Below are 16,764 nucleotides of genomic sequence, written 5' to 3' on the forward strand. Positions count from 1 at the left end.
CGATCTCACCAGATAGCCATTTCGCGCCTTCAATAGGAAAAGGCCGTAGATATGGCACATGTCTGGATTTCCCCATAGGAGGCATGGTGGCATTCGTGCGCAGATTCGGTCCGGCCGTCCTCGGCCTGACCTCGGCCTTCGTCCTGATTCCCGGGACCGCGGCCCACGCCGTCGAGCCGATGATCAATATGAAGATCCTGCTCGTATCCGACGGCACCCCGTCCACCCAGGCGATCGCGCATGCGATGGACTCCGAAGGCATGCCGTACCAAAAAGTGGATCTCACCAGCCCCGGGCGGCCGATCATCACCCCCGGATTTCTGGCCGACACGGTCGGCGCGTCCGATCGGGCCAAGTTCCAGGGCGTGATCCTGCCCAACGCCAATCCGTTCACCAATCAGGCGGAAATGACCGCGCTGGTGGACTTCGAGAGGAAATTCGGCATCCGCCAGCTCAGCGCGTACGTGTACGCCTACCCGGACGTCGGTCTAAATTATCCCGAATACGCCGGAACCCTGGACGGCATGACCGCCACGATCGTCCCCGGCGGGCCGTTCCCGTACCTGGCCGGGCAGGTGCCGTTCGAGGACGAGTCGCCCGTCGTCGGCGAGAGCTACGGCTACCTGGCCACGCCGCTGCCCGACGACCCGGCCGGCGGGCGGAGCTTCCGGCCGCTGCTCACCGCGCCCGTCCCGAACAGCGCCACCCAGGGCGTACTCGCCGGGGTTTACACCCACGACGGGCGCAGCGAGATGGTCGTCACCGCCGCGTTCAACCAGAACCAGAAGCAGTTCCAGATGATCTCCCACGGGATCATCAGCTGGCTCACCAAGGGCGTGCACTTCGGCTACGACCGCAACTACTTCGCCGTGCACGTGGACGACGTGCTCGGCGACGACACCAAATGGGATCCGGTCAACAACTGCACCCCGGCCAGCGACTGCCCGCCCGGCGTGCCGGAAACCGGCATCCGGATGACGCCCGCCGACGTCACCACCGCCGTCCAGTGGCAGAACACCAGCGGCTTCACGCTGGACTTCTACTACAACGGCGGCGGCAGCGCGCTCTACGCGGCCGAGCACGGCGGCTCCGACCCGCTGCTGACCAGCCTCAAGGCCAACAAGGCCAGGTTCCGGTGGAGCAACCACACCTACACCCACCCGTTCCTCGGCTGCGCCCAGGACTACTCGGTCCTGCCGTGGCGATGCGCGACCAACGCGCAAGGCCAGATCGTCTGGACGTCCAGGGCCACCATCGAGGACGAGATCAACCGCAACAAGCAGTTCGCCAGCCAGCACGGCCTCCCCGTCGACACCACCGAACTGGTCACCGGCGAGCACTCGGGCCTGTTCCTGCAGCCCCGCCAGCCGGTCGACAACCCCAACCTGGCCCCGGCGCTGAACAGCACCGGCGTGAAGTGGATCGGCAGCGACGCCTCCCGCGACCCGGTGCAGCGCCCGGTCGGCGGCGCGTTCACCGTGCCGCGCTACCCGATGAACATCTTCTACAACGTCGCCACCGTCGCCGACGAGGTGGACGAGTACAACTGGATCTACAACAGCCGCGCCGACGGCGGATCCGGCATCTGCGAGGACAACCCGGCCACCACCACCTGCATCCCGCCGCTGGACCCGGCCACCGGCTGGACCCAGCACATCGCCCCCATCGAGGTACGCAACGCGCTGCGGCACGTGCTCAGCGGCCTGCCCTGGCCGCACTACGCGCACCAGTCCAACCTGACCGGCGACCACCTGCTCTACCAGGTGCTCACCGGCCTGTTCACCCAGTACGGCACCCTGTTCTCGGCCAGCACCCCCATCGTGAACCTGCGCACCTCGGCCATCGGCGCCGAGATCAGGCGCATGCGGCTCTGGCAGCAGAACATGAACCAGGTCACCGGCTACATCCAGAACGGCGTCGTCTACGTGGACGCCCCCGACAACCTGGACGTCCCGCTGACCGCCCCCACCGGGACCAGGGTCCCCAACCTGCTCAACCTGGGCAGCAGCCCGTTCGGCTCCGCGTACGCGGGCGAGCTGTCGGCCTACCAGCGCGACGCGCTGCTCATGCCGATCAAACTGCTGCTGCCGTAACACCCATGCGCATCGCGATGGTCACCGAGGGCACCTACCCCCACCACCACGGCGGCGTCAGCGTCTGGTGCGACCAGCTGGTGCGCGGCATGCCCGAATATCGCTTCGACCTGCACGCCATCACCGGCACCGGACGGGAGAGCCTCGCCTGGGAACTGCCGGGCAACGCCACCGTCACGCCCATCCCGCTGTGGGGCGGGCCACCCGGCCGCCCGCCCCGGGGCCGGATCAGAAGACGCTTCGAGGAGCTGTTCCGCGAGATGCTCGACCTGATGCTCGACCCCTGGCAGGGGTCGGCGGCCCGCTTCGGCGCGCTGCTGCGCGAGCTGCTCCAGAGCGGCGTCCCACTCTGCGGCGAGACCTCGGTGCGCTGCGTGCTGGACGTGTGGGAGGCGCGGCGGGCCGAGTTCGAGCGGCTCGGGGTGACGCCGACCGTGCGGGACGCGGTCACGGCGGTGGACCTGATCGAGCATTCGCTGCGCGCGCTGCTCCGCCCGGCGCCCGCGGCGGACGTCACCCATGTGGTGGCGAACGGGCTCGCCGTGCTGCCGGCGTTCGCGGCGAAGTGGACCGAAGGGACGCCGTTCGTGCTCACCGAGCATGGGGTGTATCTGCGGGAGCGGTATCTGGGGTTCCGGAACTCGCCGTACCGGTGGCCGGTGAAGGCGCTGATGCTGAGCTTTCTGCGGCTGCTGTGCGCGGCGGCGTATCTGGAGGCGAGCCTGATCACGCCGGGGAACAAGTTCAACATCCGGTGGGAGGTGCGGTGCGGGGCCGATCCGGCCCGGTTGCGTACGGTCTACAACGGCGTGGACCCGGAGCAGTTCGAGCCGGCGGGGTCCGAGCCGGAGGCGCCCACGCTCAGCTGGGCCGGGCGGATCGACCCGATCAAGGATCTGGAGACGCTGATCCTGGCCTTCGGGCGGGTGCACGCGAAGCTGCCGGAGGCGCGGTTGCGGGTGTTCGGCGGCACACCGGCCGGGCGGGAGGGCTATCTCGCCGGGTGCAGGGAGCTGGCCGGGGATCTGCCGGTCTCCTTCGAAGGGCGGGTGGACAACATCCGGGACGCGTACACGGCGGGGCATGTCGTGGTGTTGTCGAGTATCTCGGAGGGATTTCCGTACACGCTGATCGAGGCGATGGCGACCGGGCGGGCGACGGTCTCCACCGATGTGGGCGGGGTGCGGGAGGCCGTCGCCGCGACCGGGCTCGTGGTGCCGCCGCGCGATCCGGAGGCCATGGCGGAGGCGTGCCTGACCCTGCTCAACGACCACGAGCTGCGCAACCGGCTGGGGGCGGAGGCGCGGGAGCGCGCGCTCGGGCTGTTCACCGTGGATCGGGCCGTGGACAGTTTTCGCACGCTCTATCCGCGGCTGGCGGCGGCATGAGCGCGCCTGCCGTGCTGCCGGAGCCGGTGGACGATCAGGTGCATGAGCTGTGCGCCAACGCGGTCGATCCGCTGGAGATCGCGGCCGGATTGGAGTTCGGCGGGCTGACCGACGAGGCCGCCGCGCGGCACGGGCATCCGGACGTGTTCGCGTACGCGGAGGCGCTGTATCGGAGCGTGCCGCGCAAGCCGGTCGAGCCTACGGCGGAGGTTCCCACGCCGTGGGACGGGAATCCGGGGCGGCATGCCATCCGGGGGATCCTGTTCGGGCTGCCCGGGTTGTGTTACGTGACGGCGGCGCAGGCGGTGACGGGGTCCACGGTCGTGCTGGTGGTTTCGCTGCTGCTGGCATGGGCGTACGGGCAAGGAGCCGCCTATCTCGCCTATGTGGCGATCGGCCACGGGGAGGCGGGGCTGGCGGTCGCGCGGCGGGCGCTCCGGCTCGGGCTGGCGGTGCTGGTGCCCGTCATCGCCGGGGTCGGCGTGCTGACCTCCGCGAGCGCGGCCGGGATCGTGCTCGCGGTCGGGCAGGCGGCCTACCTGCTGGCGGCGGGGGTGATCCTGGTCGCCGACGGGGAGCTGGTGCTGCTGGCCGTGCTCGTGCCCGGGTGTGTGGTCAGCGCGGTCCATCTCGCCAGCGGGTGGCCCGCGCCGTGGGTGGTCTGGGCGGCGGGCGCGCTCTCCGTCGCCGAGGCCGTCGTGCTCGCCGAAGTGGTCAGCCGGACCCCGGCCAAGGCCGTCACGCGGGGGAGGCTGCTCGGCGCGGTCCCTCCTGCCCTGTTCGGAGCGCTCTGCGGCGGGCTGCTCGCCGTGGGGACGAACGGGGCGCTGGCCATGGTGCCGCTGTCGCTGAGCATGGGCGCCGCCGAATGGGCGGTGTTCCGGTTCCGGCGCGGCGGGCACCTGCTGCTCGGCCGGACCGCCACCGCGCGGCGGTTCGCCCGCGCCGTCCGCGCCGAACTGTTCGGCGCGCTCGGCCGGTATCTCGCCGTGCTGCTCGCCCTCACCGCGCCGGCGGGGGTGCTCGCGCAGCCGGAGGCGCTCCGGCTGGCGGCCAACCTCGCGCTCGGGGGCGCGGTGCTGGTCGCGCTCATTCTGCAGTCCTGCGGGATCAACGCTCCCGTGCTCGGGCTCTTCGCCGTCACCCTGGCCGCCGAACTGGCCGCGCCGAAGACGCCCGGGATCCAGCTCGCCGCGCATCTCGCGCTGCTGCTCGCGATCACCTGCCACGCCTGGTCGGCGGTCGCGCGCACCTCCCTGCACAGATGATCCCCTACAGAACAGGCTTGCGATGCGAATGCACGCTGTCACAGGAGCCGACGGCTTCATCGGCTCCCACCTCGTCGAACTGCTGGTCGAGCGCGGCCATCGGGTGCGCGCGATGGCCCAGTACAACTCGTTCGGAAGCTGGGGGTGGCTGGACACGCTCGCCCCCGACGTGCTCGCCTCGGTCGAGGTCGTGGCCGGCGACGTGCGCGATCCCGGCAGCGTACGGCAGCTGGTGGCCGGGGCCGACGTGGTCTATCACCTCGCGGCGCTGATCGCGATTCCGTACTCCTATGCCGCCCCCCGGTCGTATGTGGAGACCAACGTGCTGGGCACGCTCAACGTGCTGGAAGCCGTCAGGGACGCCTCCGCCGGGCGGCTGGTGCACACCTCGACCAGCGAGACCTACGGCACCGCGCGCTCGGTGCCGATCTCGGAGACGCATCCGCTCCAGGCCCAGTCGCCCTACGCGGCCTCCAAGCTGGGCGCGGACAAACTCGTCGAGAGCTACCACCTCAGCTTCGGGCTGCCCGCCGTGACGCTGCGGCCGTTCAACACCTTCGGCCCGCGCCAGTCGGCCCGGGCCGTCATCCCGACGATCATCGGGCAGATCGCGGCCGGGGCGCGTTCGGTGCGGCTCGGCGCGATGAGCCCGACCCGGGACTTCCTGTACGTGAAGGACACCGCCGCCGCATTCGCCCATCTTGGGACGGCCGAGGGCGTCGAGGGCGAGCTGTTCAACGCCGGGACCGGCGAGGAGATCTCCATCGGCGGCCTGGCCGGGAAGATCGCCGAGATCATGGGCGCCGCGGTGGAGTTCAGCTGCGAGACCGAACGGCTGCGCCCGGAGAACTCCGAGGTCATGCGGCTCGTCTGTGACAGCTCCCGGCTCCAGGCCCGTGGCTGGGCTCCGGCCTGGACGCTCGACGACGGGCTCAAAGCCTGCGCGGCCTGGTTCCCGGGCAACCTCGACCGGTACAAGACGACCATCTACAACGTGTGAGGGATTCGTGCACGCAGTGATCCTGGCGGGTGGCAAAGGGGTTCGCCTCCGCCCATACACCACCACGCTGCCCAAACCGCTGGTGCCGATCGGCGAGCGGTACTCCATCCTGGAGATCATCATGCGCCAGCTCGGCGAACGCGGCTTCACCACCGCGACCCTGGCCATCGGACATCTCGGGCATCTCATCCGGGCGTACGTGGGGGACGGCGCCCAGTGGGGCCTGCACGTGGACTACGCGCTGGAGACCTCACCCCTCGGCACGATGGGCCCCCTGCTCACCATGCTCGGCAACCTCCCCGCCCAGTTCCTGGTCATGAACGGCGACATCCTCACCGACCTCGACTTCGGCGACCTCCTCCACGGCCACAGCCAGGGCCGCGCCCCCCTCACCATCGCCACCTACCGCCGCGAGGTCAAAATCGACTTCGGCGTCCTCACCGCCGCCGACGGCCGCATCGTCGAATTCACCGAGAAACCCACAATCGACTACCGGGTCAGCATGGGGGTGTACGCCATTTCCAAACAATGCCTGTACGGCTACCCGCCCGGGTTGCCCCTGGGCTTCGACGAACTCGTGCTCGACCTGCTGCGGAAGGGGAGGCATCCGGCGCAGTACGACTTCGACGGGCACTGGCTGGATATCGGGCGGCCCGACGACTACGACCGTGCCAACGCGGAGTTCGACCTGCTGCGTCCGGCGTTGCTACGAGGCGTGTGAATGGGGGCGATGGAGAACGCCCTGCCGGTGGCCATCGATTCCCCGAGGGCGGGGTCGGTGGTCGCCGGGTCGGCGCATGCGACGTCCACGGGAAACAATCCTGGGCGGGTGGGTGGGACAGCCACGGTGTTGCTGGTCGGGGAATCAGGTTTTGTAGGGCGGCATGTAAAGGAGCGGCTGGGCGCTTTGCCGGGAGTGGAGCTGGCGGCTCCGAAGCGGTCGGTCCTCGATCTGGTGGAGACGTCCCGCCATGAGATATGTCGGCTGCTGGAGCAGGTGCAGCCGACGGCTGTCGTCAACTGTGCCGGGGTCGTGCACGGGCCTCCGGAGCGGTTGGTGGCCGGGAACGTGGTCGGGGTGGCTCGGCTGGTGCGGGCGGTAGGGGAGGTCGTGCCGGAGGCGCGGGTCGTGCATGTGGGGTCGGCGGCCGAGTACGGGGCCCATGACGTGCCGGTGGGGGAGGGGGCGGAGTGCCGGCCGCTCGGAGAGTACGGGCTGACCAAGCTGGCGGGGACCCGCGTGGTGGCGGGGGTGGTTCGGAACGGAGTGGTGTTGCGGCTGTTCAATCCGGTGGGGCCGGGGGCGCCGCTCGGCAGTCTGACCGGGCGGCTGGTGGCGGGGATGCGGGCCGGGGGCGAGTTGCGGCTGGGGGTGACCAGTGATGTGCGGGACTTCGTGGATGTGCGGGACGCGGCTGAGGCGATCGTGGCCGCGGCGCTCGCTCCGGGGGTGTTGCCGCCGGTGCTGAATGTGGGGACCGGGCGGGCGGTAGCCGTACGGGACCTGGTGGAGCTCATGATCGAGGTGGCTTCGTGGCGGGGGCGGGTGGTGTCCGCTTCGGAAGGGAGTTCGGCGTTGCCGTGGTCGTGCGCCGACGTCACGGCGATCGGGGCCGCGCTGGGCTGGAAGGCGAGGATCGCCTTGCGGGATTCGCTGGCGGACGCCTGGAATGAGGTTCCGGCGTGAGTGTGCTGGTTCCTGCGTACTTTCATCCGGTCGCCCAGGAGGCGGCCTGGCGGCGGCTGGCCGCGCGGCCGCCCAAGACCGTGGTGCTGAACGTGGACAGCGGGCCCGGCACGACAAGGGACCCCGACTTCGTCCGCGTCCTTGAGCCGTTGCTGGCGGCGGGCGTCGAAGTCCTGGGATACCTCGACACCGCCTACGGTGACCGGCCGATCCGGGAGCTGGTAGTGGACGCGCGCCGCTACCGCTCCTGGTACGGCGTCGGCGGCGCCTTCCTCGACCAGGTCGCGGCGGGCGCCGACCGGCTCTCCCACTACCGGGTCGCCGCGGCGGCCCTGCCCGGCCAGGGCCGCCTGGTCCTGAACCCCGGCGTCTACCCCGACCCCGGTTACGCCGCCGTCTCCGACCTGCTGGTCACCTTCGAAGGCCCATGGACCTCCTACCGCGCGGTAAACGCTCCCGCCTGGGCTCGCCTCCCCGAACAGTTCTGCCATCTCGTGTACGGCGTGCCCGGCTGGGCCCGCCGATTCGTGCAACGCGGCGCCACCCGGCTGGCCCAGACGATATTCGTCACCAGCGGCGCGTGTCCCAACCCTTGGCAAAACCTTCCCACCTATTACGAACGCCTTCCTCTCCCCAGGAATGACAACGCTCTACCAGGGCGTCGTCCCAGAGGGGAGTGAGGTATTCATGCCACAGCGGAGTCGGTTGGGTACGTTCGGAATCTGGAGCACGGCGTGGACCAATGCCCTGCGTGAAGACGGGAAGCTCGGCCCCGAGTTCGCCGACGCCGCGTCAGAAGTCGACCTGCTCGGTTACGGCACGATCTGGCTTGGCGGATCCCCTGCGGTGACATTCGCGGAGCCGCTGCTCGAAGCGACGCCGCGGATCACCGTGGCCACCGGCATTCTCAGCATCGGGCAGCACACGCCCGCCGAAGTCGCCGCCCAGCGGGCCGAGCTGGAGCGCGCGTATCCCGGCCGTTTCGTCCTGGGACTCGGGGTGAGCCATGAGAGTTTCACCGATCAATACAAGCGGCCGTACTCCGCGATGCGGGAGTATTTGACCGCGCTGGACGAAGCCCCCGAGCCCGTGCCGGTGGAGGAGCGTGTGCTGGCCGCTCTCGGGCCGAGGATGCTGGCGCTGGCCAGGGATCGGGCGGCGGGGGCGCATCCGTACCTCGTGACGCCGGAGCACACAAGGTGGGCCCGGCGGATTCTCGGCCCAGACGCCCTGCTGGCACCCGAACTCATGGTCATTCTCGACACCGACCTCGAGAAGGCACGCGCCATCGCCCGGCCGTATCTGACCCTCTATCTGGGACTGCCCAACTACACCGGCAATTTCGCCCGGATGGGTTTCACCGACGACGACTTCTACGACGGCGGAAGCGACCGTCTCGTGGACGCCATGGTCGCGATCGGCGACGCCGACAGCGTCGCCGCCCGGGCCCGGGACTTCCTGGCCGCGGGCGCCGACCATCTCGCCATCCAGGTGGTGAGCGAGGACCCCGAACACGACCTCCCCTACGAGTCCTGGCGCCTCCTGGCCACCGCCCTCTCCCTCAAACCCTGACCTGGCTTCGGCTCTGCGTTCTACCTGACAACGTGACCTGGATTCCGGCCACCGCTCTGGCTCAAATCGCGACCCGGATTCCAGCCACCGCGCTCTGCCTCGAACCCTGACCGGATTCCGGCCACCACCAAAATGGAGATCGGGCACCTGACTTTCCCCTCGTCCCCATCTTGTGACCAACCATTAGTCCTGAAATTTCGTGATTTCAGGATTTATGTCCGAATAACGGGTTGATAATCGTGTGACGAACTCCGGCCCGCTGCGGCTACGTTTTCATCCCTATTCGCCGCGCGGAATGGGGTGAAACGGTGACCGCGAATTTGCCGGTTCCCTACGAACAGTACAACGCCCCCAAACCCGGAGGCCCCAACAAGATCGCCATCATCGTGGCCATCCTGGTGACCGCCGTGGTCGTCGGCCTCGCCATGTTCTTCTGGGGCCCAGTCGCCCCCACCAGACTCACCGGCGCCTCCACCACGGCCCCAACCACAACCGTCACCGAATCCGTGACCGCCACCGTCACCGTCACCGCGAGCCCCAGCGCGAACGTCGTCATCGCCCCGACACCAGACTCCACCCCGACCGCGACCACGGCCCTTCCCACGGAAACCGCCCCCACCGACATGCCCATCGGCCAATCCGAATACCTGGCCGACCTGGACATAGACCGAGGCGGCGGCAACTACGGCGTGGACCCCCTCGCCATCAACGGCCAGATCTTCGTCAAAAGCGTCGGCCTCGGCGTCTGGAACATCGGCGACGCCAGCTTCGCCGAATACACCCTCGACGGCAAAGCCAAACGCCTGGAAGCCACCATCGGCCTCAACGACGCCCTCAGCCCCGACGCGGTCGTCGAGTTCACCATCTCCGGCAACGGCCGCCAACTCATACGCAAACGCATGAAGTACGCCTCCCAAGAAAAGATCTCAGTCCCCATCGAAGGCAACGTCAAACTCCGCATCACCACCGTCCGCGTAGGCGGCGAAAACGCCAACGGCAACAGCCGCGGCGCCGTCCTCGGCGACGCCATCCTCATCCGCTGAATCCAGTGAATTGACCTATTCCACTGGCCACGCGGCAATTCCGCGAAAGCCGATCCCAGGGAGTACATGCGGCTTCGCGATCCGATTCTCCTGTCCTGGTCTCACCCGCACCGCCGTACTCCCCGTGAGAGCGCTCTCATGAGAGGATTCCGGCTATGGAATGGATCAATGAACCGAAGTCGTGGTCGGCGGGCGAGGGCACGCTGACCGTCAATGTCGAGACCAAGACGGACCTGTGGCAGCAGACGCACTATGGGTACTCGTTCGACAACGCGCCCATGTACGGGCAGGTGATCGAAGGGGATCTGCGGGTGACCGTGACCTTCGATGCGGACTACGCGGAGCAGTACGACCAGGCGGGGGCGATTCTGCGGATCGACGAGAAGAACTGGATCAAGGCGGGGACCGAGTTCGTGGACGGGGCCCTGCAGATCAGTGTGGTGGTGACGCGGGAGTTCTCGGATTGGTCGGTGTCGCCCGCGCCGGGGTCGCCGTCGTCGGTGACCATCGATCTGCATCGGGAGGGGGACGCGGTCACGGTGCGGTATGGGGTGGATGGGGGTGAGCCGGTGAACATGATCCGGCTGGCGTACTTCCCGCCGGGGGTGCCCGCGCTGGCGGGGGCGATGGCGGCGGCGCCGGTCGGGAAGGGGTTCGAGGCGCGGTTCACGAAGGTGTCGATCAGCTGACGCGATCCGCTCGTCCCCGGGTGCCGATGGGTAAAGTCACGGTAAAGGGGGCGTTGCGGGTGGCGGTGAAATATGAGGACCGTATTCCCGGCGACGGCATGTACGTCGTCGGGATCGACGTCGCACCGGGGCAGTATCGGTGCCAGAGCTCGGGTCACGGTTACTGGGTGCGCTATCCGGCGTCCATGATCGGGCCGGTCACCACCAGGCATCAGGGTGAAGGTACGGTGTCCGTCGTCATCGAGCCGGATGACACCGCCTTCGACAGCCATATGCCCGCGGACTGGGTCAGGGTGGTGGTCCGGCGAGCCGGCCTTCCGGAGCCGCAGAAACCGGAGCGTACGGGGAGACGGGTGCGCACCATCCTGGATCCGGATATCCCCGCCGATACCAGGAAGGCGCTCCAGGCCGACCTGGCGCTGGTACGGCACGTGCGCACGGGCAGCCCCTGGTCCCGCTACGGATCGGACAAGAAGGACGGCTGGCGGGCCCCGATGCGCTTCATCCTGTGCATGGTGACCTTCATCTGGGCCTCGCCGCAGCTGGGCGTGATCCAGACCGCGCTGATGATCGCGGTGGTTCTCGGCATGCTGTCGGTGTTACGGCGGGGGCATACCCTGCCGAGGCAGCGGCTGGCTGAGCTCGCGCATGCCAATCCGGGCTGGTTCCTGGTGGATCAGGACTTCGACGACGCCGGCCGGGTGCTGGTGGCGCGCGCGCAGAAGGCGATCCGGCGGGTGCGGAAGGCCACCGTCTATCAGGAGGGCCTGCTGGACGCGGCTGATCACGAGGTCATCCTGCCCGTGGAGGAATGGGAGATCGCCAAGGCGCTGAGCAGGGTGGCCCGGCTGCGCGCCGATCAGGCCCAGCTGCTCGCGGGCGGGGTGGCCGCTCCGGTCGAGGAGGCGCTGGTCCCGATGCGGGAGACCCTGGACACGGTGGTCGCCTCGGTGACCAGCCGGGTCGAGGCGCTGGAGCGCTACGCCGCCCGGGTCCGCGAGGCCGACCGCCTGTTCCAGGCCCATGATCAGCTTCGCGCGCTCGCCGACCAGGCGGACGAATACCAGGACCTCCTGGCGAGCACCGTGCGGGACGACCTGGCCAAGGGGGAGATCGAACGGCTGTCCCGCAATATCGAGCAACTGCGGGCAGCCTTGGACGAGAGCCTGATCGCCGCCAGACAGGCAGCCCTCGAAGTCAGTCCCGGACGAAACTAAGCAGGTCGCCGGGGCTCGCCGTCCACGTGGGTGGTGGTTCTCGTCGTACCGGCGGGCATGCGGTGAGGCGTCTTTAGACCGGGTCGTACAGTTTCCGCATGAGTGTGGAGACGCGGGTTCTGGATGTCATTGATGAGGCGGGGACGGTGCGGCTGCTGGCCGAGCTTGTTCGGGTGCCGAGTGTGACCGGTGGCGACAACGAGTCGGAGTTGCAGGGGGAGTGCGCCCGGCGGCTGGGGGAGCTTGGGCTCGATGTGGACATGTGGAAGCTCGACCTGGAGATGCTTCGCGGGCATCCGGACTATCCGGGTGCGGAGGCGCCGCGCGCCGAAGGGTATGGCGTGGTCGGGACGACCGAAGGGGAGGGTGAGCCCGCGCTGATCCTGCAGGGGCATGTGGATGTGGTGCCGACGGGGGATCTCGCCAAATGGGAGGGGAACGATCCCTTTGGGGCACGGCTCACCGCGACCACCTTGCATGGGCGGGGTGCCTGTGACATGAAGGCGGGGCTGGCCGCCAACCTGGCCGTCATGACCGCCCTGCGGGTCGCGGGAGTACGGCTGGCGCGCCCGCTTGCCCTCCATTGTGTGGTCAGCGAGGAAGACGGCGGTCTGGGTGCGTTCGCGACCATGTTGCGCGGCCACACCGGCGAGGCGGCCGTGATCACCGAACCCACCAGCGGGAAGATCATCACCGCCAACGCGGGATCGTTGACGTTCCGCCTGGAGGTCGCCGGACGCGCCGCGCACGGGGCCACGCGTTATGAGGGCGTCAACGCCATCGAGGCTTTCTGGCCGGTGTTCACCGCGATCAGGAAGCTGGAGGCCGAGCGTAACCGCGACCCGGATCGGCTGTTCGCGGGGAATGCGACGCCGTACCCGATCGAGGTGGGGACCGTCCGCGCCGGTGACTGGGCGAGCAGCGTGCCGGATCTGCTGGTGGCCGAAGGCCGCCTCGGGGTTCGCCTGGACGAGGATCCGGACGACGCGGCGGCGGCGCTGGAGGAGGCGCTGGCCGGGATCGACGACCCGTGGCTGCGCGCCAACCCGGTTACGATCACCTGGCCGGGCGGCCGGTTCGCCAGTGGGCGGCTGCCCGCCGGTCATCCGCTGCTCGCCGAGACGGAGCGGGCGGTCGAGGATGTCACGGGCACCCGTCCGGGGACGACGGCCGCGCCCTACGGCAGCGATCTGCGGATCTACGCGGGAGCCGGTATCCCGACCCTGCACTACGGCCCGGGGGATGTTCGCTTCGCGCACGCGCCACGGGAGCAGGTGGAGCTTCGCGAGTTGCGCGAGGTCACTCAGGCGCTGGCGCTGCTGGTTCTGCGCCGGTGCGGGGTGCGGTAGCTGGACTATAGTCCGCTCATGGACGAGCCCCGACTGTTGCAGATCTTCCGGGAGGAGCCGCCCAAGGAGCGGGCGGACGCGGCGCGGAACCGGGAGAAGGTGCTCGCGGCTGCGATCAAGTTGTTCCGGGAGCACGGGGTCGACAACGTGTCCATGGACGCGGTCGCGGCGGAGGCCGGGGTTGGGAAGGGGACGCTGTTCCGGCGGTTCGGTGACAAGTCGGGGCTGGTGTTCGCGTTGCTCGACAATAAGGAGAAGGTCCTGCAGGAGGCAGTGCTGGCGGGGCCGCCGCCGGTTGGGCCGGGGGCTCCGGCGAAGGAGCGGATTGTCGCTTTCGTCGAGGCTTACGCCGGGTACCTGTTCGAGAACATCGACCTGCTCCGGGTTTCGGAGACGTCGAGTCCAGGGGCGCGGTATCGGGTGGGGGCCTACCGGTTCTGGCATGCCCACCTGCGCATGCTTCTCGCCGAGGTACGGCCCGCGGATGATCCCGCCGTGCTCGCGCACGCGCTGCTCGCGCCGCTCGGGGCGGAGCACGCGGCGGCGGTCGCGGCGCAACTCGGGCCGGAGCGCGCCCGCACGGAGAGCAGCCTGCTGGCGCAGGCGCTGATGTCCTGATGACTACGGACGATCTCGTGCCGAGGCGGCCTCGATGACGCGCTCGTGTCCGAATAGCTACCGCTGGGTAATCAAGCTCACATCCCTGACCTGAATACTTTGATCCGCACAACCCAGGAAAGGTCAGGGAATGGTCAAGTTTGCGCCTTATGCACGATTTGCTTGGCCGCTTCGCTGGTTGTTCCGGGTCTTGACCGTGCTGGTGGTACTGGCGGTCGTGCTGGCCGGGGTCGGCACCTGGATTGTGCGGCAGTCGTTTCCGCAGACGGACGGCGAGCTGCGGCTGCCCGGGCTGAGTGCGCCGGTGACCGTGTATCGGGACGCTTACGGGGTTCCGCAGATCTTCGCGGACACCGCTGATGATCTTTTCCGGGCGCAGGGGTACACGCACGCGCAGGACCGGTTCTGGGAGATGGACTTCCGGCGGAAGACGACAGCCGGGCGGTTGTCGGAGTTGTTCGGGTCGTCCACGCTCGACATCGACAAGGTCGTCAGGACGCTCGGCTGGCGGCGGGTCGCGGAGCAAGAGCTCGCTTTGCTGACCCCGGAGGCGAAACGCGGTCTGGAGGCGTACGCGGCGGGGGTGAACGCGTGGCTGGCCGAGAACGACGGGTTCGCGGCGCGGAGCCTGGAGTTCGCGGTGCTCAAGCTCACCAACGGCGGCTACACGCCCGAGCCGTGGACGCCCGCCGACTCGATGGCCTGGCTGAAGGCGATGGCCTGGGATCTGCGCTCCAACATGGACGACGAGCTCGAACGCGCGCTGGACGCGAGCGTGCTGCCGGTCGAGCGGGTCAACGAGCTGTTCCCCGCCTACCCTTACGACCGGCACCAGCCGATCGTCGCGACCGGAGGTGTCAAGGACGGCGCGTTCGACTCCAGCGCCCCGGCCGTGACGTCCGCGTCGGCGCTCCGCCGGGTGTCCGAGGTGCTCCGGAAGGTTCCCTCTCTTATTGGTACGGAGGGCACTGACCGGAAGGGCATTGGGTCCAACTCGTGGGTGGTGAGCGGGAGATTCACGGACACGGGGAAGCCGTTGCTCGCGAACGATCCGCATCTGGGGCCGCGGATTCCGTCGATCTGGTATCAGGCGGGGTTGCATTGCCGTACCAGGACGGCGGCGTGTCCGTATGACGTGTCGGGATATACGTTCTCGGGGCTGCCTGGGGTGGTGATCGGGCACAATCACCGCATCGCGTGGGGGTTCACCAATCTCGGGCCGGATGTCACCGATCTGTACGTCGAGCGGGTCACGGGGGAGACGTACGAGGTCGAGGGCACGTGGACGCCGTTCGAAACGCGGACCGAGCAGATCAAGGTCGCCGGGGGCGCTCCGGTGGAGCTCACGGTTCGATCGACCAAGCACGGTCCGATCATTTCCGACGTGCTGGAGAGCGCGGCCGATGCCGTTCCCGGTGCGGCCAGGAGCCTGTCGGAACCGGCTGAATCACCAGCGCCTGCCGGCGAGAAGCATGAGGTCGCGCTTCGGTGGACCGCGCTCGATCCCGGGCAGACGGCGAACTCGGTGTTCCTGCTGAACAAGGCCGAGAACTGGGAGCAGTTCCGGGCTGCGGCGTCCAAGTTCGAAGCGCCATCCCAGAACCTGATTTATGCGGATATAGACGGAAATATCGGGTATCAAGCGCCGGGGAAGATCCCGATCAGGGCCGGAGGGAATGGGCAGTGGCCGCGTGCCGGGTGGACGGGCGAGCAGGAGTGGACGGGCTTCGTCCCGTTCGCCGAGTTGCCGTTCTCCTACAACCCACCTGAGGGTTTCATCGCCACCGCCAACAACGCCGCCATCGGCCCGGGCTACGGTCCTTTCCTCACCGCCGACTGGTCGTACGGCTACCGCTCGCAGCGCATCGTCGACCGGATCAAGGACGTGCTCGCATCCGGCAAGATGACCGCCAAGACGATGGGCGAGATCCAGATGGACTCCGCCAACGGCTTCGCGCCCGTTCTCGTCCCCCACCTGATGCGTACCGTCGGCCGGGGCACCGAACTCTTCGAAAGCTGGAACTTCCAGCAGGACCGCGACTCCGCCGGGGCCGCCTACTTCAACGTCGTCTGGAAGAACCTGCTCGCGCGCGTCTTCGACGACGAACTCCCGGAGGACGCCCGCCCGACCGGCAACGACCGCTGGTTCGAGGTCATGCGCACGCTGCTGGAGGACGAGGACGCGGCCTGGTGGGACGACGTCCGTACCAAGAACGGGGTCGAGACCCGGGACGACATCCTGTCCGCCGCCCTCGCCGCCGCCGACGCCGAGATCTCCGACCTGCTCGGCGACGACCCCGCCGGCTGGCGCTGGGGCGACCTCCACACCCTGGAACTCACCAACGAAACTTTCGGCACCTCCGGCATCGCCCCCATCGAGTGGCTCTTCAACCGGGGCCCCATCCGCACCTCCGGCAGCAAGGACGCCGTCAACGCCACCGGCTGGAACCCCACCAACGGCTACGAGGCCGACTGGGTCCCCTCCATGCGCATGATCGTCGACCTCGCCAACCTCGACAACTCCCGCTGGATCAACCTAACCGGCTCCTCCGGCCACGCCTTCCACCCCAACTACAACAACCAATCCGACCTCTGGGCGAACGGCGACACAACCCCGTGGCCATCCACCGAACAAGCCGTCAAAACCGCATCGACGGACACCCTCACTCTCCGCCCCTAAGACTCCGCTGATGTGCTGATAGCGGTGGTTCTCCCACCCACCCAGCCCTTTGTTTTTCCTCGGGCTCCGCCCGGCCCCGCGAGTGCCGTGGTTTCCCGTACGAAACGACGGCCACGACACGGGGTTTCCGGGGCCGAAGGCCGATGGGGCCGAGCGCGAG

Annotated in this window: 14 protein-coding genes; all 14 read left to right on the forward strand. The window is 68.6% G+C overall.

Features of this window, described 5'->3' with window-relative positions; all coding sequences use genetic code 11:
• Window positions 1-95 precede the first annotated feature (95 nt).
• The 14 genes from ABGB08_RS23540 to ABGB08_RS23605 all read left to right on the forward strand — a co-directional run bounded on the left by ABGB08_RS23540 (window position 96) and on the right by ABGB08_RS23605 (window position 16,604).
• Window positions 96-2,093, forward strand: coding sequence for a hypothetical protein (locus ABGB08_RS23540; protein ID WP_347593698.1), 1,998 nt, complete (start codon window positions 96-98; stop codon window positions 2,091-2,093).
• 5 nt (window positions 2,094-2,098) lie between these two features.
• Entirely contained in the window at window positions 2,099-3,481 is a 1,383-nt protein-coding gene (pelF, locus tag ABGB08_RS23545) for a GT4 family glycosyltransferase PelF (protein ID WP_347593700.1), read from the forward strand.
• Window positions 3,478-4,749, forward strand: coding sequence for a hypothetical protein (locus ABGB08_RS23550; protein WP_347593702.1), 1,272 nt, complete (start codon window positions 3,478-3,480; stop codon window positions 4,747-4,749). The genes pelF and ABGB08_RS23550 overlap by 4 nt, the downstream gene beginning before the upstream one ends.
• A gap of 28 nt (window positions 4,750-4,777) precedes the next feature.
• Window positions 4,778-5,749, forward strand: a complete 972-nt coding sequence (locus ABGB08_RS23555; protein WP_347593705.1) for an SDR family NAD(P)-dependent oxidoreductase — start codon at window positions 4,778-4,780, stop codon at window positions 5,747-5,749.
• A 7-nt stretch (window positions 5,750-5,756) separates the two neighbouring features.
• Window positions 5,757-6,470: a sugar phosphate nucleotidyltransferase gene (locus tag ABGB08_RS23560; RefSeq protein ID WP_347593707.1), complete on the forward strand. Its 714-nt coding sequence runs from the start codon at window positions 5,757-5,759 to the stop codon at window positions 6,468-6,470.
• Entirely contained in the window at window positions 6,471-7,436 is a 966-nt protein-coding gene (locus tag ABGB08_RS23565; protein ID WP_347593709.1) for an NAD-dependent epimerase/dehydratase, read from the forward strand.
• Window positions 7,433-8,116, forward strand: coding sequence for a spherulation-specific family 4 protein (locus ABGB08_RS23570; protein WP_347593711.1), 684 nt, complete (start codon window positions 7,433-7,435; stop codon window positions 8,114-8,116). Before ABGB08_RS23565 ends, ABGB08_RS23570 begins: the two co-directional genes overlap by 4 nt.
• Window positions 8,117-8,141: 25 nt before the next feature.
• Window positions 8,142-9,008 (forward strand): LLM class F420-dependent oxidoreductase, encoded by an 867-nt coding sequence (locus ABGB08_RS23575; protein ID WP_347593713.1) that lies wholly within the window; start codon window positions 8,142-8,144, stop codon window positions 9,006-9,008.
• Window positions 9,009-9,316: 308 nt separating this feature from the next.
• Window positions 9,317-10,051 (forward strand): NPCBM/NEW2 domain-containing protein, encoded by a 735-nt coding sequence (locus ABGB08_RS23580; protein WP_347593715.1) that lies wholly within the window; start codon window positions 9,317-9,319, stop codon window positions 10,049-10,051.
• 155 nt (window positions 10,052-10,206) lie between these two features.
• On the forward strand, window positions 10,207-10,740 hold the full coding sequence (locus ABGB08_RS23585) for a DUF1349 domain-containing protein (protein WP_347593717.1): 534 nt from the start codon (window positions 10,207-10,209) through the stop codon (window positions 10,738-10,740).
• A gap of 26 nt (window positions 10,741-10,766) precedes the next feature.
• A complete protein-coding gene (locus tag ABGB08_RS23590) occupies window positions 10,767-11,957 on the forward strand; it encodes a hypothetical protein (protein ID WP_347593719.1) in 1,191 nt (396 codons plus the stop codon).
• 98 nt (window positions 11,958-12,055) lie between these two features.
• Window positions 12,056-13,306 carry an ArgE/DapE family deacylase gene (locus tag ABGB08_RS23595; RefSeq protein WP_347593721.1) on the forward strand — a complete coding sequence of 417 codons (1,251 nt, stop codon included), beginning with the start codon at window positions 12,056-12,058 and terminating at the stop codon, window positions 13,304-13,306.
• An 18-nt stretch (window positions 13,307-13,324) separates the two neighbouring features.
• Entirely contained in the window at window positions 13,325-13,924 is a 600-nt protein-coding gene (locus ABGB08_RS23600; RefSeq protein ID WP_347593723.1) for a helix-turn-helix domain-containing protein, read from the forward strand.
• Window positions 13,925-14,054: 130 nt separating this feature from the next.
• Window positions 14,055-16,604 carry a penicillin acylase family protein gene (locus ABGB08_RS23605; RefSeq protein ID WP_347593725.1) on the forward strand — a complete coding sequence of 850 codons (2,550 nt, stop codon included), beginning with the start codon at window positions 14,055-14,057 and terminating at the stop codon, window positions 16,602-16,604.
• The last annotated feature ends 160 nt before the right edge of the window (window positions 16,605-16,764 follow it).

This window comes from Acrocarpospora sp. B8E8, assembly GCF_039871605.1.
GTDB lineage: Bacteria > Actinomycetota > Actinomycetes > Streptosporangiales > Streptosporangiaceae > Acrocarpospora > Acrocarpospora macrocephala.

Bases quoted from the DNA above. Each gene is read 5' to 3' on its own strand.
- pelF (WP_347593700.1), top strand. From the start codon at position 2,099: ATGCGCATCGCGATGGTCACCGAGGGCACCTACCCCCACCACCACGGC.
- ABGB08_RS23550 (WP_347593702.1), top strand. From the start codon at position 3,478: ATGAGCGCGCCTGCCGTGCTGCCGGAGCCGGTGGACGATCAGGTGCAT.
- ABGB08_RS23555 (WP_347593705.1), top strand. From the start codon at position 4,778: ATGCACGCTGTCACAGGAGCCGACGGCTTCATCGGCTCCCACCTCGTC.
- ABGB08_RS23565 (WP_347593709.1), top strand. From the start codon at position 6,471: ATGGGGGCGATGGAGAACGCCCTGCCGGTGGCCATCGATTCCCCGAGG.
- ABGB08_RS23585 (WP_347593717.1), top strand. From the start codon at position 10,207: ATGGAATGGATCAATGAACCGAAGTCGTGGTCGGCGGGCGAGGGCACG.
- ABGB08_RS23590 (WP_347593719.1), top strand. From the start codon at position 10,767: ATGGGTAAAGTCACGGTAAAGGGGGCGTTGCGGGTGGCGGTGAAATAT.
- ABGB08_RS23595 (WP_347593721.1), top strand. From the start codon at position 12,056: ATGAGTGTGGAGACGCGGGTTCTGGATGTCATTGATGAGGCGGGGACG.
- ABGB08_RS23600 (WP_347593723.1), top strand. From the start codon at position 13,325: ATGGACGAGCCCCGACTGTTGCAGATCTTCCGGGAGGAGCCGCCCAAG.
- ABGB08_RS23605 (WP_347593725.1), top strand. From the start codon at position 14,055: ATGGTCAAGTTTGCGCCTTATGCACGATTTGCTTGGCCGCTTCGCTGG.